Origin of the sequence: Clostridium autoethanogenum DSM 10061, assembly GCF_001484725.1 — a bacterium.
GTDB lineage: Bacteria > Bacillota > Clostridia > Clostridiales > Clostridiaceae > Clostridium_B > Clostridium_B ljungdahlii.
Genome location: NZ_CP012395.1, coordinates 2,276,660 through 2,297,352, shown reverse-complemented (window position 1 = coordinate 2,297,352; position 20,693 = coordinate 2,276,660). Strand labels below are relative to the sequence as shown.

Below are 20,693 nucleotides of genomic sequence, written 5' to 3'. Positions count from 1 at the left end.
TTTCTACGATAAATGAGATATCATAGAAAGCTATTTTTATTAGAAATATTTTATATTATAGAAAAATTCACGCTCTCTTCTCGGCTATAACTTTTAATTCTTCACTAATATTTTTTAAACTATCACCACGTTTATTTATTGCTTCTATTAACATATCTTCACATTTTTTAGCTTCCTTTTTTGCATCATATTCCATAATACTTTTATCCTCCTAACAATATATTGAAATGCTTAATTTATATAAACATACTTTTAAATCCTTACCCGTCTATTCTTCTTTTTAGATATTAACATTTTCTATTTTACTTAATGGTATTTTTAACAATTCAGCAACTTCAGAAATTTTCTCATTATATTTATTTACCCATATTTCATCTATAAACCTATGAAATATATTGTGGTATATTTTCATCAACAAGTTGCACACTCTTCTTATATCCTTATATATCTGTACATATTTTAGCGGTGCCTTAGTCCTTCTAATTTGGTTACAACTACTTACTATAAAATTAAAAGATGTTGACATTAACTCTAAATCGGTATTATCTATTGCCTTCATAATTTTTTTACAACTTATGGATAAAATTTCACATTCTCTTACAATGTTAAATTCATATGCCTTTTCCTTATAGAGCTGATTTTTCAATGCATTACCTCCCATTAAATAATATCCTATGAGTATTACAATAAATATTCCTCTATATATTGTAATCTAGTTCAGGTTTTCTCACAGAATTAGAATTTAGGCAAAAACCCTACTTATAAAATCAGAAATAAATTGTAAAAAACTATAGACTGTATTATTCATAATTTTATATACTGTAGTTATTACAAAAATTTTTTACTTTATACATCATATATAGCAAGGAGATTTGATAGTGAATAACAAATATTTAGTAGATTTAAGGCATCTAATTGATCTAAGTAGAATTAAAGCATACATAGAAATAAGTAATTGCATAGAATTTCAACATCCTACTGATGTAATGGATAATCTAACCAGACTATTAAGTTACGCAAATAAAAATAGTATTTGTATGCCAAAACAAATAGATACCGGCATATTTAATAGCCTTATAAAAAAAGTAGAAGCAAATAGAGATTACTTACATGAATTAAATGAATATATAGAAGATTCTAGCAGAAAATTAAAAGAAGACAATGGTTGGGAAGAAAATGACATGTCAAAGGTTGGCATTCCTCGAAGTAGCTTTGGAATAACTCTCGAAGAGTTAATAGTATTTTATAAAGTATTAGAAAACCTTGAAAATTGTTATGATATTATCAAAAATGACATTGTTACATTTTGGTCTGTAGAAACTTACTTCAACAATATAAAAACTATCAAAAATATGTTAGAAAAAAGGTTAGCTCATGCAATTATTAATGTTCCAGCCTTGTAAAAATATTCATACCTAAGTGGTACTATTTAAAATTAATTCTACAGTTTTAAACTCTATTTTTAAAATAATAAGATTGGAATCTAATTTTTAGTTTTCAATCTTATTATAACTCAAAAAATCTAGTCACTAAAATAATTAGGTACCCCCAAAAATTACGAATTCAAAACTTATTTAACCTTCTTCATAATCTTCATTCATGCCACCCTCCACAGCATATTCTATATCGTCGTCTAAATTATCTGCCTGCTTTTCCGCAATCTCCATTTTCTTTTGTTCATTTTTAAGCTTTTCTTGTGTTGGTATGTCTAATAAACCTATATGCTTTGCTAGAAAATCAAGTGCCCATTTTTTGCTTTCTAATTTTAGACTTATTCCGTCTTTTCCTTGTTTTATCTCACTTATAATTGTCCCATCAACCTCATTCGAGTTCTTAAAATTAACAAAGCTATATGTGTGCATTTCTTCCTTTCCATCTTTATTTTTAGCCTTATACTCTGCATTTCCAAAATCAGCATAATCAGTTATATCTGAAAATGCTATATCTATATATTTTTGCAGTATATCCATAGGTGAAAGCATTGCTCCTTTAAACTTATCTGCCTTTAAACGCTCTATTTCTGCTCTTATCCTATCATTACCCATCAACCTTGGTCCGTTAGATGCTGCCGACATATAATCACATCCATATGCCTTCTGGTAAGCTTTTGTAGCATTAAAACATTTTATGTAATACACACAAAATAGTTTCTGCTTATCATTTAGCTCTTTATTTTCAATATATGGAGTAGGTTCGTAATCATCTAATTCAACTTTTCCTTTCTGCACTCTTTTTTTATTCTCTGGACCCTCTTTTTTAGAACTTGACACTTTTTTGTTTTGTGTGCACTTATTTTCTACTTTTTTTGCTTCTTTGTGTGCACTCATTTTTTTAAATTTTTGTCTTTCTTTGGACCATCCATACCTTTTTACCCATGACTTTACAGTATCTATAGAAACGCCAAACTTACTTGCTATATCTTTATACTTCATGCCTTGAAGGTAATCTATCTTAACTAAATCTTTATTTACATCTACCATAGTTTCTACCTCTCTTTAAGTACGCTCCTTTACATATATTGTAATTCATATATATTTTGGGTGCAGTTTTATAATTCGTTGCACACTTTTTTAAAATTCATAGTATCAGATTGACATATAACTGCTTTTTCTTATATTAGTAATCAACTATCTTTTAATATTAAGTCTCTTATACATCTCGTTTTAGTGCAAAAAATAAGAGTATCTTTTTAGATACCCTCTACATATATTCTATAAAGTTAAGTTTTCTTTATATTTTTTTCTTACAATTGCAAATAATAAATTATTACTTATTCTAAACTCTTTGAAAGTAGCAATAAAGTTACTTTCTTCTAACACAAGATTTTTATTGATTATAACAAATCTAAATTCTTTATTTTTCAAATATAAGTCTTCTAAAAATTTCATAGGTTCTGGCAAAACAGTATCACTTTTTAAATTACGAAGTTCTATGTTTTTGAGATTTAATCCTTTTAAATATATTTGATATATTGAACCATACTTTGTATTTTTATGTTTATATTCTACTAAAAAATCTTTTATGTCTCCTCTTAATAATTTTTCTCTATTATTAACACTAAAATAAACTTCCATGTTCTATTATTCCCCCTGTTTTAGCTAATATATAAGAGCGTTTTTATACATATTAAAATTTATAAATATGTACTTTTTCCCCATCACACATCTGATCCTCTTCCATTTTAACCGTACCACAATTAGGGCAAGCATATAATTTTGTTGATAGTATTTCCTTCGTATTATTAAATTTATCTTTTTCTTTTACGGCTATATTCTGTGAAACTTCTATAAAAGGTTTATCTCCTTTAGTAGTTACATATTTATTGTCTTCTGTATAATGACCTTCATGTTCATATCCACAAGCTTTACATTTCATATTAATTCCTCCTAACCATCATCTTATATCTATATTATAGTAAAATAAATACTAAATTTATGTTAAATTATCCTTTTTGCACAAATAATACTATTTTCCTCTTTCCTTCAATAAACTAAAAAAGATGACAATATTAAATCACCATCTTTTTAACATATTATTTTTTAAATAAAATGTTATATTGTACTCTTCTAATTATCAGGAATATCATCTATAATCTGCACACCTAAATTACATTTCTGATCTATCTCCTGCCTATCTCTCCATTGAGCTGGCTTACGGTTTTTAAGCCAGAATATAGCGGCCGTAGTATTAGGCTTTTCATATCTCTCTACTTCAACTACGTCACCTTTATTAGTTACAACTTGCTCTTTATATTTAAATCCAAGTGCTGATTTATACAATGCATTCTCTACCTCTCGGTCAGCAACCTCTTTGCCTTTTTTTAAGGCCTCCTGGAACTCCTTATGCTGATTTTTCCATTTGTATAGTGTAGTTGTACCTATTCCTAGATTATTTGCAATTTGCTCATCTGTAAGCCCATCTCTAGCCCAACCTTGTATCAATATTAATTTATCTTTTATATCATTCCATTTTGATTTCAGTAGGCTCACCTCCTGTTAATCTCCCTGTAGCTTAAGCTTCACAACTCTTTTTAGCTCTTTCAGCCTTTTCATTTTGAATGTCTTTTAATAAATCTTTTAAAAATTTATCTTTTAATAGTGCCTTAAGTAATAGCATAGCCGCTTGTTTTCTAGCTGGTTCATAATCTCCTACTAAGATAGCAATACTATCAACTATAACTGCTATTGGATCATTTATATATTTAAAGTTTTCAGCATTAAATACCTTTCCGTCATAATGGCTGAAATTAGTTTTATCCTTCATTGTTGATACCTCCTAATTTATATATTTACTTTTATTTTCTAAAATGGTAATTGATTCTTATACATATAATATCACAAAATATCTTAACACCTTGAAATTGATGATTTAACATATTTTTATTTCATAATGCAATTTAAGTTTTTCTTCAGCAGATAAATGTCTTACCTCTTTAGCCCTACATTGTTTATTGGGATAGGAAAATCATTCACATCTGAAGGTTTTACTTGTGTTGATTTACAGTTTTCAAAAAATCTTTAATGAAATTATTTATTATGTCACTGGGACTTACATCATTTAGAATACAATAGATTTGAAGTTGCTTGAAATCTGCTATATTAAGATTTAAGCTGTATTTTTTTCTACCAGGTTTTGAAGGCCTTCCTAGTTTCTTAGTTGCATTGTCTGAATCATATATATCATCATTTACTTGTTTTATACCGTTCTTATTAGTGTCATATGATAACTCCTCTTCTTTAGATATTTCAAGTTTTGGAGTAACTTTTTGTTGGTTTACTGATTTATCTATATTATTTGTTAAAACATTAGCTTCTACTTCCATTGACTGCCTATTATCCGGCCATATACGCTGAAGACCATCATTTTTATTATTTGTAGGATACATATGTCTTTTTACTTTATCGCTAATTTTATTGTCTTCTCGTTCCATATTTGTATGCTTTTCAATCTCTCCAGTATCTTTTGCATTACCCTGATAACCCCTCAGATCTTCTGATGTATCAAATAATGTTTTCTGCACTGGTATTACTTTTCCATCTATATTTACGTTGTTGTTTTTATCTGAATTTTTATCATATATGAATTTATCTCCTGAACGTATCCATCCATGTTTTTTTAAAATTCCAGACTGACATGTACTAATATTAAGCTCTTTACAAACTTTATTATAAGAGCCCACTTCTTTAATCTTTTCATTAAAATATTTCACTCTATCCTCAATATTTAATTTTAAAAACTCTTCTTTATTCACATTGTCATCTCCAATTTATACTTTTATGCTTCTGTACTTCCATACTTTTATACATTTTGGAATAATTTATTTATTGATATGATACTTTATAGAAAAATAAACTATTATAGTATTTATTACTTTTATAAGGAATTAACTTTTCTGAATATTAATTTAACTTAATTAACCTATATTATGAAATACCCATCTAACCATTCATTCTACTAGGCTTACAGTATATGAATATAATTTAATTTTTTACTTCTAATTCTAATCGTGAATTTAAATTTAGTTTCAAATATGCACTTTAGTATTAAATCTCTCATATATCAATTTTAAGCCATGTTTATACATTTTAGATATAATTCATCATTCAATGTAAAATCTATCCCTTATTGCCCCTATATGTCCTATGCTTTTCTTACTTTAGAATTTAAGCCTAATTCCTTATAAGTAATAATATTTTAGCTATGGTTTTTTTGTGATATCCACTTTTTCTTTAATTACTTTCGCTACTACTTTTTTCTGTTTCTTCAACAACTTTTATTACGTTTCCCTCTAAATCTTTAACTACTCTGTAAGTTTTTACATCTGGGAATAACTTTTCAAATGCTTCATCAGCAAGCTTTTTTAATTCTTTATTGTTATCTACTTCCTGCATTATACGTTCATTCATAGCCCAATATACAGGCATCTCATATTTAGGACAGTCATATATTTCTTTCATTCTGCCTTTTCTATATCTATACTCTGGTCCCATAACACTAATAACCTTATAAACTAACTTATCTTTTTCCCCAAACTGTTTTATATATGCTTGCTTGTTATTTTTAAATATTTTCCAATTTATATTTAGTAACTGGCATACATCATGTTCCTCTAAAATATTTAAACTTAGTACATCTATAAAGTGTTCACCTAAAGTTGCTATAATTCTTAAAATTTCTTTAGCAAGCTTATCTACCTCTGATATATTAAGCTGAAATTCGGCTTTATTTACAACATCATTGATTTTTTCATAATATTTATATTCTCTTTCACATGCTTTCCTAACTTCATGCAATCCTTCTATATTTTTATATTGCTCTATTATTGTCTTTCTGTCTCTAACAAGTTCATTCTTAACATACTGTTTAAACTCTAAATCAGTTTCTTTCAACTGGCCTGATATGATCTTTAAAGCTCTATCTCTTCTAACCCCTTTATAGTTGTCTAATACATAATTTATACTATCATCATTCATTGATTTTACCTCCTATGACAAATTTAGTTATGTAGTTACTGTGAAAGTTTAAGCAGTAACTACACATATTACCTGCATCTTTTAATCCAGTATTGGAATTCTCACTCTTCCTCAAAAATTGCTATTTGTTTGTCTAAAAGCTCATTTTGCTGTTTTAAAGCATCTATGTAACCCCTAACATAGTTTGAATCTTTTGCTCCACAACTTCTTTGGCAAACTTGCATATCCTCATTATTCTTGTTTTTTAGTATCCTTAAAATTTTCAGTAGTTTTTCTATCATTTTATCTTCCTCCTTTTAATTAAAACATTGCTGCTTAAGATATAAGTAGTATAATTTTCCCATTGTTTTCCTACTCTTTGGATCTTCTTTCTAGTTCTTTATAAAAAACAACCTTAAACTCTTTTATTATTGTTAAAACAGCTTTAGCAATAACGGTATCTTTATCATTTAATCTTTGAACCTCAACTCCTATCTGCTTAATGTCTCTAATTTTAGCTTTATCCTCTGGGTTTAGTGCTTTAAGCATATATGTAAACTTATTTATATGTTTGTCCTTAACTGCAGAATCTTTAAAAGCTATCATAAACAAATTATCAACAACATGTTTTAAATCATTTGGTAGACCATTAGGGGTACTTTTTAGTTCTTTCCAGCATTTTTTACTTTCTTCTAATAATCCTTTAAGTTCAGAATTAATTTTCTTTATGTGAAATATCTGTGATGAGATATTGTTTATCGAATATTTAAAATTTTCCAACTATTATTCCTTCTTTCATACATTAAAGTTATCCTCCGCTGTTTCTATAAAAGTTTATGTTTTTAAGTAAGTATATGGTATATATATATAAGGTGGCTAGTTTTTGACCTCGAAATTATAAATAACTCTTGAAGTGTAAAATAAGATTCAAATTGTTGATATTACTATGATTAGCATATTTTTTCCCGTGGTCAATTTTTGACCTCGAAAATATCTAAAATTTAGGTTTCGTGGCTAGTTTCTGCCCTCGGTCGTGGTCAGTTTTTGACCTCTCTTTTTATTTTTATATATAACTTCTGTGTTTTGCTCGCTTCCATTCTTCTTTAACATGAAATTTATCTGTTCCATACTTCTTCCACATATCATTAAACCCATATATTATAACCTTTCTACTTCCTGCCATAGGTTTATACTCTACAATTCTTATAAAGCCGTAATCAATTAATTCATCAACACACTTCTCAAACGTATTTTTTGCCATAAACTTTAAGTATTCTGATCTAGGCATTGATATATTATCTTTATTACAACGAAGCAATTCACCTTTCACATATTTAGCTGCATATTTTCTGAGCATATGTAAATATAGTTTGATAGCATTAGCACTCAAACTTTGCCACGCTTCACTATCGAACATATCAAAATATAATGGTATCATTCTACCACCTTTACTGCTCTGAAAGCTCTGAAAATTCGTCTTTTTCCTTAGCATGTAATCACCCACTCAAGCCCTTATCATTTAAAACTTTTCCCCAATCATGCTACAAATCCATTCATCAACCTTGCTGCGTATAAATAGTATCCTGTTCCCATTGTAAATAACAGGAGCGCCTTGCATGTGAGCAAGAGAATATGCCTTATTTACCCCTATATCATATTCTCTGCAAATATCTTTTACTGTCATTGTTTTACATTTACTTGGTTGACTATCTAAAATTTTGTACTTATGTTCTGCCATAACCTCTCTCCTCCTAACAACAAAGGCATTATAAGTTTTGATTTCTGCTTTCTACAAGAACATTATAACCCCATCCCAGGTTGAAAAAATTACTGACTTTTTTTGAATATTTCTTTAAAATTTATTGAAAATAACTTCTAATTTTGTTGAATAAAATTTTCATTTTTCTTTAGGCACTTTTAACAATTTTTAATAGTAACCTTGGCCACTTTTAACACAATAAACATATGTACCATCTTTAATTGATTTAAAGGTATTTCTATTAAAAATATAACTTTGTATTGCCAATACTCTTATTCTCCCAATCCCCTTCTCTAGCTGATCTTTTTACTGCTATTAAGTTCATACATTTGCTGAACTAATTCTTTAATATCATTTTCATAAATTTTACATGCAATTTCATAAATTTCTGGTATTTTACCCATTACTTTATCTATGTAATCTAACTTATTTCTAAGCTTAGGCTTATGCTCTCTGTTATAGTGATCTAGTCTTATGTTTAGATTTATATGGTACTTCATTTCAAATTGTTTATATAACTCTCTCCATCTTTTTTGAAAGTTAGCACCTTTATATCTAACAACTCTATTTAATACTTGCCTTTTCTGAGCTAACGACACTTCATCTACAAGATTTATAATTACATTTTCTTTATGTTCTATTACTTCATCTTTTCCTTTACTTTCAGCTTCAATTTTTTTCTTTTCTTCAAACTCATTTGCCCAAACTCTTGCCCTTTCAGCCGGATCCTCTATCATATAACTATATTTTTTTAATTGTATTTGGGGATTTTGCATTTCATAGAATCTCCTAATATAAAGTGCTGTAAATGCGGTTCCCTTAACTCCTCTCATTTTATGAGCTATAAAATCACATCCCATTTTAGTTATTTCATAACAAGGTTGCTCTTTATTTTGAGAATTAATATAAGTGCTTTCAATAAAGTATTCATCCGGGTTTAGAGGAGTATCCATTTTTGGATTGTCCTCATTTGCTTCTTTCATTTGTGAAATATATTCTCTTATATCCCTTAATAATTTATGGTGATCTTTGTCAACCATCTTTGCTACTTCTCGGCTATCTAATGTTACTGGCTTATTCTGGTCCAAATTTATTCCTCCTCATCATTAAAAAATAGATCTTGTACTGGCATATCAAGTTCTTTACTTATCGCTTTCATTACTGCAATACTTGGATTTTTAGCTTTTCCTTTTTCCAACAACTGCATATAATATCTTGAGATACCAACTTTATTGGCTAGTTCATATTGTTTAATTCCCCTCTCTATTCTTTTAAGTTTAATTTTTAAGCCCATCTTAAATTTCACCTCCAATTATGCAAAATGGCATTTGTTGTTATTATATTACAATATAAAATATCATTTGTTAATAGTTGAATTTAAAATTATTTTGACAAATACCATTTTCTATATCATAATAATATAAAGAAGGAGTGAAACTATGTTAGGAGATAATATTAAAAAATTTAGAACCCAAATTGGAATTAGTCAACGAGAACTAGGAAGAAGAATAGGAAAAACGGGACAATATATATCTTACTTAGAAAAAAACATGAATACTAATCCAAGTCTAGAAGTATTAAATAATATATCTAAAGAATTGAATGTTAATACAAACGATTTAATTAAACCTACAATAAATATTGAAATGCATGAAAGTGAAAAAAACTCGCTGCAAGGAGAAAAAATAATAAATATTTTAAATACATTAAAACAGGACATTAGCACATATGCAAGGACTTATCAATTAGCTGGAGATACCAATGAATTAGGTCTTGAATTAATTAATAAATTGTTAAAAGATATAACTGAATTTATTGAACTTCTCTCATTTAATGTTAGTGATATTACTCCAGAAAAATTTATAAACAGCTCCTATAAAATGAGTACTACTGAAAAAAATAAAAAAATTCAAAAAACTGAAGAAAAACACAGTGCGATCTCTATGTCAATTGGAAATATATGTATGGATTTAAGTAAACTTTTTTCTTTTTCCAAAATTTAACTAAAAATAAAGATTAATCTTTTTAGATTATATGTGATTTTAAATTTATATTTAATTATCCTCAATCTGAAATCCACTTATAATCTAATCTTCTAATTTAAAAGGAATTTTTAATCTTAACTGACGAATATTATATTAACTAACTTTAAAATATTCTTTGTGCATAAATACTTAAAACCCCTGCCGTAAATTTATGGCACCCTGCTTGTAATTTCAAGCGACATAAAGGAGGATAAAATTTAATCCCTCTGTGTCAAATTTGACACACACCATAAGTACAATATTATTGGTACTGTACTTGAAGTAATAGTGGAATAAATGAACCATTCAATTTAAACTAGGTAAATAATATTCATTATGTTATAGATTTCTTACTTAAAGATAAGATACTTAAGTTTTACTAATGTGTAACACCTAGTAACATGAATGTATCTGAGAAAAAATCATTATATATCCACTAATGTGGATATTATTTCCATAAACGGTGCAAATTAATTTTGAAACCAGATTGGATGATACAATGTATTATGCCGCTCCTGAGACTTATTCATTTACAGATAAAATAAAAGTTGGAATATATAATGACCTGGATATTGATTTTAATACTTTAGATGTGTAGTTACTTTATGATATCTGATAGTAACTACGCAATCCAGAAACACTGGCATAATTTTGTATGTCCGAATTTCGGACGCACAAATTTTAAAGTAATAGGAAAGGGGTAAAACCATGGCCACTAAAACTAACTGTATTAGAAATGGTAAAAAGTATTATAGACTTCGTGTAGATCTAGGAAGAGATTCTGATGGAAATAGAATTAGGAAAACATTTTATGGCAAATCTAAAAAAGATGCTGAGGATAAACTGCAAGAATATAAGAATGGCTTAAATAGCGGGCTTTCAAATGATTATGATAAACTTACCCTGGGCAATGTATGTAAACTATGGCTATTTGAAAAAATTAAGAATACCGTCAAACCATCTACATTTGAACGATATGAGGGTGTTTATAGGATTTATATAAAATCTTCACCATTATATCCTGTAAAGTTAAAAGAACTTAAATCACTTGATATACAGCGTTATTATAATGATTTATTTAATAGCGGTAAGAGCACCAGTATAATAAAAAACTTAGATAAGCTGCTTAAATCTTTTTTTAATTACTGTATTGATGAAGGATACATAGTAAGAAACTATTGTATTGGAAAATCCATCACTATTCCTGAAAGCAATTCAGTAAATGAAAATAAAAAAGATGATATAACCGTATTCACAGTAGATGAGCAAAATCAATTTATAAATGCAGTACAGGATCATAGATTAAAAGCTTTGTTTCTTCTAGATTTAGGTACCGGCCTACGTGAAGGTGAAATATTAGGCTTAAAATGGAGTGATATAGACTTTGAGAATTGTACTTTATCAGTCAAAAGAGCTATAAAAGGTGTTACTCTTATTGAAGGTACTAAAAGAAACTATCACCTTATAGAACAAACTCCTAAGACTAAAAATAGCATTAGGACTATTCCTTTTCCTGAAAATCTTATACCAATATTAGAAAAACATCAATTACAGCAAAAAGAGGAGAAGATTAAAGCGGGTCCGGCCTATACAAAAAATGATTATGTATTTTGTACCGAACTAGGTTTACCTATAGATCCACGTAATTTAAGACGTTCCTATGAGAGAGTATTAAAAAATAATAATATACCATATAAAAAATTTCATAGCTTAAGACATACTTTCGCTACACGTCTATTTGAAAATAATGTACCGCTTAAAACAGTTCAAATGTTATTAGGTCACAGCAATATAAACATAACCGCTAATATTTATACTCACGTAATGCCACCTGAAAAATTTAAAGCAATTGATAAGATAAATTCTATATTTAATGTGAAATAAAATGCCCCATTGAAAACTTTGGGGACAAAATGGGGACAATTATCTGATTTTAGATAAAATAAAAAACACTGGAAGTCAGTGTTTGGAATGGATTATGGTGCGTCAGAGAGGAGTCGAACCCCCGGCACGCTGGTTCGTAGCCAACTGCTCTATCCAACTGAGCTACTGACGCAAATTAACAGTGTTATATTAACACAAATACCAATTAAAATCAAGGCTATTTACTATATCAAGTTAAAATTTATATACCTATCCTAGTAAATAAAAAAAGAAGTAACCATTTTAATGGATAACTTCCTTAAGTAACTATATTTAAGCCATTATTAAAAGTATAATGGCGGAGAAAGAGGGATTTGAACCCTCGCACCGGTTACCCGATCTACGCCCTTAGCAGGGGCGCCTCTTCAGCCACTTGAGTATTTCTCCATGCCCTACGTTTAAATATAATTATTATATGGCGGAAAGAAAGGGATTCGAACCCTTGGTACGGTCACCCGTACGCCGGTTTTCAAGACCGGTGCCTTAAACCAACTCGACCATCTTTCCTAGACCAACATGACAAGTATTATTATAACAACAGTCTACATATATGTCAACATTTTTTTATCTTTTATATTGAATTTTTATATAAAAAATTCAATATAACTACTTTTTATCTAAAATAAGCCTGATAATTCATGTGATTTTCTCTGTATTTAGTATACTAAAGGAGATATAATGAACTATTTCATTATATCTCTCAATATACCCAAAATACTCTCACAATATCTTATTTTAAAGATATTGTATTTTATAAGATAATTTTATTTTATTACTTCTTTTCCACCCATATATGGTCTTAATATTTCAGGAATTATAACACTTCCATCTTCTTGCTGATAGTTTTCTAAGATAGCTGCAACTGTTCTACCTATAGCAACTCCTGATCCATTTAAAGTATGTACATACCTTGGTTTGTCTTTTGGAGTTTCCTTATATTTTATATTAGCACGTCTTGCCTGGAAATCCTCAAAATTACTACAGCTTGATATTTCTACATATCTATTGTAACTTGGCATCCAAACCTCTATATCATACTTAAGTGCTGCAGTAAAACCCAAGTCTCCCTTACATATTCTAACTACTCTATATGGAATTTTCAGTCCTTTAAGTACATCTTCTGCATCATTAGTAAGCTTTTCAAGCTCATCATAAGATTCTTCAGGTTTTGTGAATTTAACCATTTCAACTTTATTAAATTGATGTTGTCTTATTATTCCTCTTGTATCTCTTCCTGCTGATCCTGCTTCTGCTCTAAAGCATGCACTATATGCAACATATTTCAATGGCAAATTTTCTCCTTTTAAAACCTCATCTCTATGAAAATTAGTTACTGGTACTTCTGCAGTTGGAATTAAAAAGTAATCATTATTTGATATTCTAAAAGCATCCTCTTCAAATTTAGGAAGCTGACCTGTACCAGTCATACTAGTCCTATTTACCATATAAGGGGGTAATATTTCTGTATATCCATGCTTTTCTGTATGAAAATCCAAATAATAAGTTATTATAGCTCTTTCAAGTTTAGCTCCTAACCCCTTGTAAAATGTAAATCTAGAACCTGATACCTTTCCACCTCTTTCAAAGTCAAGTATATCAAGATCTGTACCTATATCCCAATGAGCTTTAGGTTTAAAGTCAAACTTAGTAGGCTCTGACCATTTTCTAATTTCTACATTATCTTCATCTGATTTTCCTTCTGGAACTGCAGGATTAGGAATATTAGGTATCCTAAGCATTATGTACTCTATCTTTCCATTTAATTCTGATAATTCAGTATCATACTGTTTTATGTTATCTGATACATGCTTCATCTCAGCAACTAAATCATCTGCATTTTCACCATTTCTTTTCATTTTAGCTATCTGAGCTGAATCTTGATTTCTTTTATTCTTTAAAGCTTCTACTTCAACTAGGATTTTTCTTCTCTTCTCATCTAAAGCTATTACTTCATCGATAGTCGCTGGATCGAAATCTTCTCCTCTATTTGAAAGTTGTTTTTTTACTTCCTCTGGATTGTTTCTTATTCTTTTTAAATCTAACATATTTTATAAATCCTCCCTAATCATCTATATAGTTTCCTATAATATAAAAAGAGCCTTTACGTACCCTAAAGGGACGAAAGACTCCGTGTTGCCACCCTATTTAATTAACAAATTAATGCTAATTCTCTCTAATTTATAACGGTATTACCGAACTGTTTTATCAGTACTTCCAAGGTGGATTCACAATATTATGATATCAGCTTACACCAAGACACTGACTCTCTTAAATCATTTTAAAGCTACTAACCTCTTCATCAGTTAATTTTTAATTAAATATATATTTTTTTCTAATGCTAAATTTACATATATACTAAATATATTTCCACTATTTATTATAACCAAGATATTAAAAATAATAAAGGTAAATTTGAAATTATTTTGTAATTTTATTAACATTTTTAGTGCAAATTATATCCACCTTCGTATTTAGTATATTCTTGCAAATTATATCTCCAATTTTTATAGGTGCCCCAACATGTATTCTAGCTAAAACTTTTGAGCATTCAAGCCACAGGCTTTTATCTAGTGGCTTAGAGCTCTTTACTGGCACTACGTTGCAATTACACCCTTTTATTCTAACTATAGTAGTAAATATATCACACTTATTATCTTCTTTTAATTTCAAATTTTCTTCTCCGCTATATAAATTTTCTTTAATATCCTCTCTATCTTTAATATCTATACATTGCCTATCGAATTTAGTACCTGTTCTCTCCTTTATCAATTCTAACTCCCCCAATTACATTTCATCAAACTCCTTTATTCTACCTACCATGATATTGGAATTTTTAGAATCTTTAACTATATCAGTCATTTTTTTATTAGTCTCCCTTGCAAGAATTGATGCTACTTCATAAAGGCACCTAGTCCCTCTACAATCTCCAAAAGTTGCACCTGTCCTTCTCTTTATACCTTCTATAGTACGTGCCCCCAATGGTCTACTTATGGCATCTATTATTTCACCCTCTGTTACCTTATTACAATAACATATTACCTTTCCATATTTTCTATTTAGTTTTATTATTTTTTTTCTTTCCTCATTAGAAAGTTCTCTAAATTTATAGAATTCCCTCCTCTTATCCACAAAATCCTTTTTCAAGCGGCAATTTAGTTTGTTTACTACTGTCTTGCACACTATATTTGCAATTGAAGGTGTCATTGTAACCTGCCCATAATGTTTTCCTATTATTTTAATATAATCTTCGTCAATTAAACTATCGTCTATAATCAAAAAATCATCATAAAAATGTGAATTATAAAAATCGCCAATGTTTTCCTGTGATAAATCTTTTATAAAACCACTTATTTTTTGTAGTCCCTCTTCATAACTTATTTTTTCATAATTCTTTAATCCGACTAATAATTTATTTTCTTTTCCGGGTATAATACATGTTTTATTATCCCCATCTCCTATTGTAGAAATTATATTATTATAGGGTTTGCTTAACTTTTTTTCTACGGAAAAATATTCTAAATATTTTACATTTTGATTTACCCTATTTTCTCTATCTATACTATAATTTTTACCTGGGGTCGTATTTAGTACCATATTACATGTAAATTTATTTTTATTGGTCACTACCTTAAAACCTTTGGATATACTTTCTATATCCAAAACTTCTTCACCTAACTTAAAATTGACCCCATTATCACAAGCAATTTCACCATAGGAAATAGCTAAATCATAGGGTGATATAATCCCCGTATTTTTAGAATAGATAGCTTTCTTTATATTTTTTCCTAAATTCGGCTCTATCTTCCGTACTTCTTCTCCATCTAACAATTGTATGTTTTCCATGCCCCTATTCAAAGCTTTATTATACATACAAATTAGTTTTTTCTCACTTTCTTTAGTATCTGCTAACAGTAAGTATCCCTTCTTCTCAAAGAAAATATTAAACTTAGATGCTAAGTCAGACATAATCTTACTGCCAGCAAATTCAAGTTTTGATAATGATATATCTTCACATTCCAATCCATCATACACTATAGAATAATCTATAGGTGCTACATCATTAGCAATATCATAATCTTTTTCAATCAATGCTATATTTAAATTATACTTTGAAAGTTCATAGGAAACTGCACATCCTATTATTCCCCCTCCTAATATAAGCACATCATAATCCATGTTAATCTCCCCTTCAAAGAAATCTTTATTTTAATAATCTAAAAATAGCCCTGTTTCTACTCTCTATACTAAATTCTATTTACTTAGTGAATTCAATATATCTCCAAGTTTTTTAATATTATCTCCATATCCTGACCAATCACTATTTTTTTGTGCGTTCAATGCATTCTCATACAAACTCTTAGCCTGTTGTATCTTTTCCTGATTGTCGTTATTAGTAGGCACTAGTTGACTTTGAGCAGTGCTATTTCCTTGTAATTGATTATTTTGATTATAATTAAATATTTGCTGCAAAGCATCATCTATACTTTCAGCTAATATTATTTTATCACCATAAGATACTACGACTCTTTTCATCTCTGGTATACTATCTTTGCCACTAGCTCTAAGATACATAGGCTCTATATAAACCAAAGAATTATTTATAGGAACTATCATAGTATCACCAAATTGAACCTTAGACCCATCTTTATTCCAAAGTGACAGTTGAGTAGATATAGTCGTATCCTGATTTAATTTTTGTTTAAACAAGTATGGGCTGTATATCGTCTTCTCTGGAGGAAATTTGTATAGAATCATCTTTCCATAGTTTTTTCCATCCATCCTAGCTCCAAATAAAGCTACCATGTTGTCCTTATCTCTCATATTAAAATATTGCAGCAATATCATTTCTTCTTTATTAGCACCTGGAAGTTTCATAACAACATAAGGAGACTCCATTAGATTCTTTTCGCCACTAACCTGTTTTTGGTTCTTAGCTACTTCCCATAAATCTTCTCCACTATAAAATACTCCTGGATCTGTTACATGATATTTCCCAAGTACACTACATTGAATATTAAACAAATCCTTTGGATATTTAAAATGCTTAACTATATCAGGTGATAGTTGATTCATATTTTTAAATAAGTTAGGAAATATTTTTGCATAGCTTTTTATTATAGGATCAGTTTTATCCACTATATAAAAATTTACGTCTCCATTTAAAGCATCTACAGTAACCTTCACAGAATTTCTTATATAATTTACATCATTCTGAGGTTGTGAAAAAGGATATCTATTTGAAACAGTGTATCCATCTAATACCCAATATAGCTTTCCTCCACTTGCAACTATATAAGGATCTGAGTCATAGTTTAAAAAAGGTGCTATTTTATTGACTCTATCAACTATATTCCTATTTATCAATATCTTACTTTCCTTTGATATATCCCTGGATAATAAGAAATTTAAATCCTTTTGATTTATTGCAAATAATAATCTATTTAGGAATCCTAATTTTATTCCATCTGTTCCATTATAAATATTAGTTGCATTATTACTTCCTTTAGGATAATCAAATTCACCTATTTTAGTATTAACTACTGCATAGTTATCCGTTTTTTCACCAAAATATATTCTTGGATTTCCAATTTTTATATCAGTAGAATTATTAGGTGGCATATCTTTTATGACAAAGTTAGGTTGCCCTTCTGAAGTTACAGAATTAACTTTATTCATAACTATTCCATAACCATGGGTATATATAAGATGTCTATTTTGCCATGTATTTGGATCTATTGCCTTGCTGTTTATTTCCCTTGCACCTACAAAAACTTGATTAAATTTTCCATTTATATTATATCTATCTATATCAATATTATTAAAGTTATAATAATATCTTATAATTTGAACTTGATTGTAAAATTCAAGTGTAGGATCAAAAGAATTTATCCTTATATTATTTATCGTATCCATATTATTTTCTATATCCTTTGAAGTTAAATCATCCTTGACTTCAAAAGACCTAGTATCCACATTATCAATATTAAATGCACTACGGGTATAATCTATATTATATTTTATATATGGACTTTCTAAAGTTTTTTGATTGGATTTAACCACAAAATTTTGAACAACAAAAGCCATTAGATTTCCACTTATAATTAAAACTATTATTACAACTATAGATGCCACTATAGGTTTAATTTTAACTCTAATTATACTAATAAATATAACTATAGCAGCAATAAAAGATGCTACTGCAATAATTTTATAGAACAACAAACTTACATGAGCATCTGTATAACTTGCACCAAATGCTACTCCATTTTGACTATAAACAAGGTTAATACACTTTAAAATATATCCTATTGATATACACAATATTATAAGAGCAGCTAAAACTGCCAATTGTTTTCCTGCAAATCTAGTAAGCCCACTATCTAATATATTTATTTTACCAAAATTTCTCTTAAAATTTCGTGATACAAATTTATCCTTCATACTTAATATAAAGTATGTAAAAAGAGTTATCAATCCTAATAAAATAAATAAGCTTACGAGTGCACTGTATATGGATTGTATAAGCGGTAATTTAAATATATAAAAAGAAATATCTAAATTTAAAATTGGGTCTTTTTTGTTGAAAGGTACTGAATTTGTGAATTGTAAAATTCTATACCAATAAGCTGATGCAAATACATAAGAAGCTAAAAAAGACACAATTAAATCAATAAAAAAAACTATTTTTCTCTCAATTTTAACTTTACTACTTTTTACCTCAACAACTTTTCTATACTTTATAATGCTTACCCTTAAACTTTTATAATATAACCATATTCCTATAAAGCTTATAATAAATAAAGGTATCATAAGCTTACATACCGCTACAAGTTTGGTAAAATAAACAGATAAGTATCCTACTTGTTTATACCACTGTATATTTATTACGAAATTTACGATATTATTTAAAAATGAAATACACAATACTAAAACTAAAATAAAAATACCTATTGCCATTTTCCTCTTCATAATACAACCACCTCTTTTATAAATATAAAAACTCTTAGCTATGGATTAGTCAGAAATAATATACTTTTTCTCTTTCAATTCCCTTTTTATATTCTTAATTATGTCATCGTTTTCTGCAACTATAGTATGTAAATGCACACCTCCTGTTAATATCAATAGTGGTTCTGCTTTATACTGTTTTATTTTATTTATAAAATTTTCAACATCATACAAATTTTTTATCATAAGCATACTTTTTATTTCACCATAAAGGGGATGCTCTACTATTACATCCTGTACTTTACCCCCAAATTTAACTATAGTTTTAAGTTCATCCTCTATTTCATTTGTTTCGTGTGAAACTGCTATTACAGCCTTAACTAAATTTTTTTCTGCTTTTGGAATCAGATAACCATCTGGAGTTGCTATTATATCTTTACCTTCTGCTCTTAAAATTGCTATATCTTTAACTATTATTTGCCTAGTAACCCCTAATTTTTCTGCCAAAATATGCCCTTTTTGAGGTTTATCATTTTTTTCAAGAATTTCTTTAATATATATTCTTCTTTTTTTTGAATCCATCTTAACCTCCACTTATACACTTATACACTTATACACTTATACATTAATTATATCATAAAAACTGGAATAAATTTATACACATAAAATACTTATAAATTTAAAAAATTTGACTTATAAGTTTAATTTCTTTTATCACAATACTTTAATATTTTTAACTCCAAGTTATTATGATGAATATCGTTATTATGATGATTTTCTATCAAATAAAATAATTTTTCATTATACTCTATCTTTTTCAATAGATCTACTCCTATTTTACTATGATTGTAATATACATTTATCTTTTGCTTTTGAGAAAATTTTCTTAATTTTCCTTTTGAAATTCTATCCATTGATACTATAAATGATTTGTCTATTAAATTTAGCTTTCTATGTATTTTACCTATATCATGTAAAAGAGCAGCCTTTAGAAGCAATTTCTCATCTACTTTACCCTTCTTACTATTACAAATACGCTCTACATCATATGCTACTTTTACGCAATGTTTTTGTTCATTTATGGACAGTTTATTAAACAGCTTTAATTCTTCTATGCTTAAAATACTTTTTATAAACCTACTATCTTGTTCATTAATTCTAGAAGTTAATGCCCAATAAAACTGCTTTATTCTATAAAATATCAATATAAATCTCCTCCAACTAATACACTATTTAAAGTGTACCATAATACGGACAAAAAATAAAAGAACTACATAAAACTATGTAGTTCTTTTCATGGTGGACCTTCAGGGACTCGAACCCCGGACCCACCGGTTATGAGCCGGTTGCTCTAACCAACTGAGCTAAAGATCCTTATTACCTGGCAGCGACCTATTCTCCCACAGAGCCTCCCCTGCAGTACCATCGGCACCCTGAAGCTTAACCTTCCTGTTCGGTATGGAAAGGGGTGTTACCTTCACGTCATTACCACCAGATTATCATCGAAAATTGCTATAAGCTTCTCATATTTTCGTCAAGTCTTTCATTGCGGTGCTCATTTACACAAGTAAACTCTACTCCTCATTC

At 28.6% G+C, this 20,693-nt stretch carries 24 protein-coding genes, 4 tRNA genes, 1 rRNA gene and 1 other annotated feature; of the genes, 3 read left to right on the top strand and 26 right to left on the bottom strand.

Annotation, left to right across the window (positions count from 1 at the left end):
* Positions 1 to 67 precede the first annotated feature (67 nt).
* Entirely contained in the window at positions 68 to 196 is a 129-nt protein-coding gene (locus tag CLAU_RS21370) for a hypothetical protein (RefSeq protein WP_023162505.1), read from the bottom strand.
* Positions 197 to 280: 84 nt separating this feature from the next.
* Complete coding sequence (locus CLAU_RS10520; protein WP_013236744.1) at positions 281 to 646, bottom strand: hypothetical protein; 366 nt, start codon at positions 644 to 646, stop codon at positions 281 to 283.
* A gap of 232 nt (positions 647 to 878) precedes the next feature.
* Between CLAU_RS10520 and CLAU_RS10515 the strand changes: the two genes are divergently transcribed.
* On the top strand, positions 879 to 1,403 hold the full coding sequence (locus tag CLAU_RS10515; RefSeq protein ID WP_013236743.1) for a hypothetical protein: 525 nt from the start codon (positions 879 to 881) through the stop codon (positions 1,401 to 1,403).
* Positions 1,404 to 1,574: 171 nt separating this feature from the next.
* Here CLAU_RS10515 and CLAU_RS10510 read toward each other — a convergent pair whose 3' ends face one another.
* The 13 genes from CLAU_RS10510 to CLAU_RS10450 all read right to left on the bottom strand — a co-directional run bounded on the left by CLAU_RS10510 (position 1,575) and on the right by CLAU_RS10450 (position 9,505).
* Positions 1,575 to 2,480: a terminase small subunit gene (locus CLAU_RS10510; RefSeq protein ID WP_013236742.1), complete on the bottom strand. Its 906-nt coding sequence runs from the start codon at positions 2,478 to 2,480 to the stop codon at positions 1,575 to 1,577.
* Positions 2,481 to 2,711: 231 nt separating this feature from the next.
* Entirely contained in the window at positions 2,712 to 3,074 is a 363-nt protein-coding gene (locus tag CLAU_RS10505; protein ID WP_013236741.1) for a hypothetical protein, read from the bottom strand.
* A 52-nt stretch (positions 3,075 to 3,126) separates the two neighbouring features.
* Complete coding sequence (locus CLAU_RS10500; protein WP_013236740.1) at positions 3,127 to 3,375, bottom strand: hypothetical protein; 249 nt, start codon at positions 3,373 to 3,375, stop codon at positions 3,127 to 3,129.
* Between the two features lie 191 nt (positions 3,376 to 3,566).
* A complete protein-coding gene (locus CLAU_RS10495) occupies positions 3,567 to 3,989 on the bottom strand; it encodes a phBC6A51 family helix-turn-helix protein (RefSeq protein ID WP_013236739.1) in 423 nt (140 codons plus the stop codon).
* Between the two features lie 22 nt (positions 3,990 to 4,011).
* Positions 4,012 to 4,263 carry a hypothetical protein gene (locus CLAU_RS10490; protein WP_013236738.1) on the bottom strand — a complete coding sequence of 84 codons (252 nt, stop codon included), beginning with the start codon at positions 4,261 to 4,263 and terminating at the stop codon, positions 4,012 to 4,014.
* A gap of 220 nt (positions 4,264 to 4,483) precedes the next feature.
* Positions 4,484 to 5,251: a hypothetical protein gene (locus CLAU_RS20990; protein WP_013236737.1), complete on the bottom strand. Its 768-nt coding sequence runs from the start codon at positions 5,249 to 5,251 to the stop codon at positions 4,484 to 4,486.
* Positions 5,252 to 5,729: 478 nt separating this feature from the next.
* Complete coding sequence (locus tag CLAU_RS10480) at positions 5,730 to 6,473, bottom strand: hypothetical protein (protein WP_013236736.1); 744 nt, start codon at positions 6,471 to 6,473, stop codon at positions 5,730 to 5,732.
* A gap of 101 nt (positions 6,474 to 6,574) precedes the next feature.
* Positions 6,575 to 6,754 carry a hypothetical protein gene (locus tag CLAU_RS10475; protein ID WP_013236735.1) on the bottom strand — a complete coding sequence of 60 codons (180 nt, stop codon included), beginning with the start codon at positions 6,752 to 6,754 and terminating at the stop codon, positions 6,575 to 6,577.
* Between the two features lie 70 nt (positions 6,755 to 6,824).
* Positions 6,825 to 7,232 carry a hypothetical protein gene (locus CLAU_RS10470; protein WP_013236734.1) on the bottom strand — a complete coding sequence of 136 codons (408 nt, stop codon included), beginning with the start codon at positions 7,230 to 7,232 and terminating at the stop codon, positions 6,825 to 6,827.
* Between the two features lie 283 nt (positions 7,233 to 7,515).
* Positions 7,516 to 7,890, bottom strand: coding sequence for a hypothetical protein (locus tag CLAU_RS10465; protein WP_158453204.1), 375 nt, complete (start codon positions 7,888 to 7,890; stop codon positions 7,516 to 7,518).
* 81 nt (positions 7,891 to 7,971) lie between these two features.
* The gene (locus CLAU_RS10460; RefSeq protein WP_013236732.1) at positions 7,972 to 8,190 is read right to left on the bottom strand and encodes a helix-turn-helix domain-containing protein; all 219 of its coding nucleotides are present in this window, start codon (positions 8,188 to 8,190) and stop codon (positions 7,972 to 7,974) included.
* A 314-nt stretch (positions 8,191 to 8,504) separates the two neighbouring features.
* Entirely contained in the window at positions 8,505 to 9,299 is a 795-nt protein-coding gene (locus CLAU_RS10455) for a Rha family transcriptional regulator (protein WP_013236731.1), read from the bottom strand.
* Positions 9,300 to 9,301: 2 nt separating this feature from the next.
* Positions 9,302 to 9,505 (bottom strand): helix-turn-helix transcriptional regulator, encoded by a 204-nt coding sequence (locus CLAU_RS10450; protein WP_013236730.1) that lies wholly within the window; start codon positions 9,503 to 9,505, stop codon positions 9,302 to 9,304.
* A gap of 145 nt (positions 9,506 to 9,650) precedes the next feature.
* On the opposite strand from CLAU_RS10450, the gene CLAU_RS10445 reads away from it, so the two are divergent.
* Both CLAU_RS10445 and CLAU_RS10440 read left to right on the top strand, forming a co-directional pair.
* Positions 9,651 to 10,214, top strand: coding sequence for a helix-turn-helix domain-containing protein (locus CLAU_RS10445; RefSeq protein WP_013236729.1), 564 nt, complete (start codon positions 9,651 to 9,653; stop codon positions 10,212 to 10,214).
* 729 nt (positions 10,215 to 10,943) lie between these two features.
* A complete protein-coding gene (locus CLAU_RS10440; protein ID WP_013236728.1) occupies positions 10,944 to 12,119 on the top strand; it encodes a tyrosine-type recombinase/integrase in 1,176 nt (391 codons plus the stop codon).
* Positions 12,120 to 12,214: 95 nt separating this feature from the next.
* Here the strand turns inward: CLAU_RS10440 and CLAU_RS10435 are convergent.
* The 11 genes from CLAU_RS10435 to rrf all read right to left on the bottom strand — a co-directional run bounded on the left by CLAU_RS10435 (position 12,215) and on the right by rrf (position 20,602).
* Positions 12,215 to 12,291 (bottom strand) — tRNA-Arg (locus CLAU_RS10435).
* Positions 12,292 to 12,454: 163 nt separating this feature from the next.
* A tRNA-Ser gene (locus CLAU_RS10430) sits at positions 12,455 to 12,545 on the bottom strand.
* A 29-nt stretch (positions 12,546 to 12,574) separates the two neighbouring features.
* A tRNA-Ser gene (locus tag CLAU_RS10425) sits at positions 12,575 to 12,665 on the bottom strand.
* A 257-nt stretch (positions 12,666 to 12,922) separates the two neighbouring features.
* Positions 12,923 to 14,203 (bottom strand): serine--tRNA ligase, encoded by a 1,281-nt coding sequence (serS, locus tag CLAU_RS10420; protein ID WP_013236727.1) that lies wholly within the window; start codon positions 14,201 to 14,203, stop codon positions 12,923 to 12,925.
* 66 nt (positions 14,204 to 14,269) lie between these two features.
* Positions 14,270 to 14,467, bottom strand: a binding site (T-box leader).
* A 109-nt stretch (positions 14,468 to 14,576) separates the two neighbouring features.
* Positions 14,577 to 14,927: a DUF1667 domain-containing protein gene (locus CLAU_RS10415; RefSeq protein ID WP_013236726.1), complete on the bottom strand. Its 351-nt coding sequence runs from the start codon at positions 14,925 to 14,927 to the stop codon at positions 14,577 to 14,579.
* Positions 14,928 to 14,942: 15 nt separating this feature from the next.
* Complete coding sequence (locus CLAU_RS10410; RefSeq protein ID WP_013236725.1) at positions 14,943 to 16,334, bottom strand: FAD-dependent oxidoreductase; 1,392 nt, start codon at positions 16,332 to 16,334, stop codon at positions 14,943 to 14,945.
* Positions 16,335 to 16,409: 75 nt separating this feature from the next.
* A complete protein-coding gene (locus tag CLAU_RS10405) occupies positions 16,410 to 19,127 on the bottom strand; it encodes a UPF0182 family protein (RefSeq protein ID WP_023162504.1) in 2,718 nt (905 codons plus the stop codon).
* A 45-nt stretch (positions 19,128 to 19,172) separates the two neighbouring features.
* On the bottom strand, positions 19,173 to 19,688 hold the full coding sequence (locus tag CLAU_RS10400) for a transcription repressor NadR (RefSeq protein ID WP_013236723.1): 516 nt from the start codon (positions 19,686 to 19,688) through the stop codon (positions 19,173 to 19,175).
* 119 nt (positions 19,689 to 19,807) lie between these two features.
* A complete protein-coding gene (locus tag CLAU_RS10395) occupies positions 19,808 to 20,311 on the bottom strand; it encodes an HDIG domain-containing metalloprotein (RefSeq protein WP_013236722.1) in 504 nt (167 codons plus the stop codon).
* A 92-nt stretch (positions 20,312 to 20,403) separates the two neighbouring features.
* A tRNA-Ile gene (locus CLAU_RS10390) sits at positions 20,404 to 20,480 on the bottom strand.
* A 5-nt stretch (positions 20,481 to 20,485) separates the two neighbouring features.
* Positions 20,486 to 20,602: ribosomal RNA gene (gene rrf, locus CLAU_RS10385) — 5S ribosomal RNA — on the bottom strand.
* Positions 20,603 to 20,693: the final 91 nt, after the last annotated feature.

Excerpts from the sequence above, each read along its gene's own strand:
- CLAU_RS21370 (WP_023162505.1), bottom strand. The coding sequence starts at position 196 with ATGGAATATGATGCAAAAAAGGAAGCTAAAAAATGTGAAGATATGTTA.
- CLAU_RS10510 (WP_013236742.1), bottom strand. The coding sequence starts at position 2,480 with ATGGTAGATGTAAATAAAGATTTAGTTAAGATAGATTACCTTCAAGGC.
- CLAU_RS10505 (WP_013236741.1), bottom strand. The coding sequence starts at position 3,074 with ATGGAAGTTTATTTTAGTGTTAATAATAGAGAAAAATTATTAAGAGGA.
- CLAU_RS10500 (WP_013236740.1), bottom strand. The coding sequence starts at position 3,375 with ATGAAATGTAAAGCTTGTGGATATGAACATGAAGGTCATTATACAGAA.
- CLAU_RS10490 (WP_013236738.1), bottom strand. The coding sequence starts at position 4,263 with ATGAAGGATAAAACTAATTTCAGCCATTATGACGGAAAGGTATTTAAT.
- CLAU_RS10480 (WP_013236736.1), bottom strand. The coding sequence starts at position 6,473 with ATGAATGATGATAGTATAAATTATGTATTAGACAACTATAAAGGGGTT.
- CLAU_RS10475 (WP_013236735.1), bottom strand. The coding sequence starts at position 6,754 with ATGATAGAAAAACTACTGAAAATTTTAAGGATACTAAAAAACAAGAAT.
- CLAU_RS10465 (WP_158453204.1), bottom strand. The coding sequence starts at position 7,890 with ATGATACCATTATATTTTGATATGTTCGATAGTGAAGCGTGGCAAAGT.
- CLAU_RS10460 (WP_013236732.1), bottom strand. The coding sequence starts at position 8,190 with ATGGCAGAACATAAGTACAAAATTTTAGATAGTCAACCAAGTAAATGT.
- CLAU_RS10450 (WP_013236730.1), bottom strand. The coding sequence starts at position 9,505 with ATGGGCTTAAAAATTAAACTTAAAAGAATAGAGAGGGGAATTAAACAA.
- CLAU_RS10445 (WP_013236729.1), top strand. The coding sequence starts at position 9,651 with ATGTTAGGAGATAATATTAAAAAATTTAGAACCCAAATTGGAATTAGT.
- CLAU_RS10440 (WP_013236728.1), top strand. The coding sequence starts at position 10,944 with ATGGCCACTAAAACTAACTGTATTAGAAATGGTAAAAAGTATTATAGA.
- serS (WP_013236727.1), bottom strand. The coding sequence starts at position 14,203 with ATGTTAGATTTAAAAAGAATAAGAAACAATCCAGAGGAAGTAAAAAAA.
- CLAU_RS10410 (WP_013236725.1), bottom strand. The coding sequence starts at position 16,334 with ATGGATTATGATGTGCTTATATTAGGAGGGGGAATAATAGGATGTGCA.
- CLAU_RS10405 (WP_023162504.1), bottom strand. The coding sequence starts at position 19,127 with ATGAAGAGGAAAATGGCAATAGGTATTTTTATTTTAGTTTTAGTATTG.
- CLAU_RS10400 (WP_013236723.1), bottom strand. The coding sequence starts at position 19,688 with ATGGATTCAAAAAAAAGAAGAATATATATTAAAGAAATTCTTGAAAAA.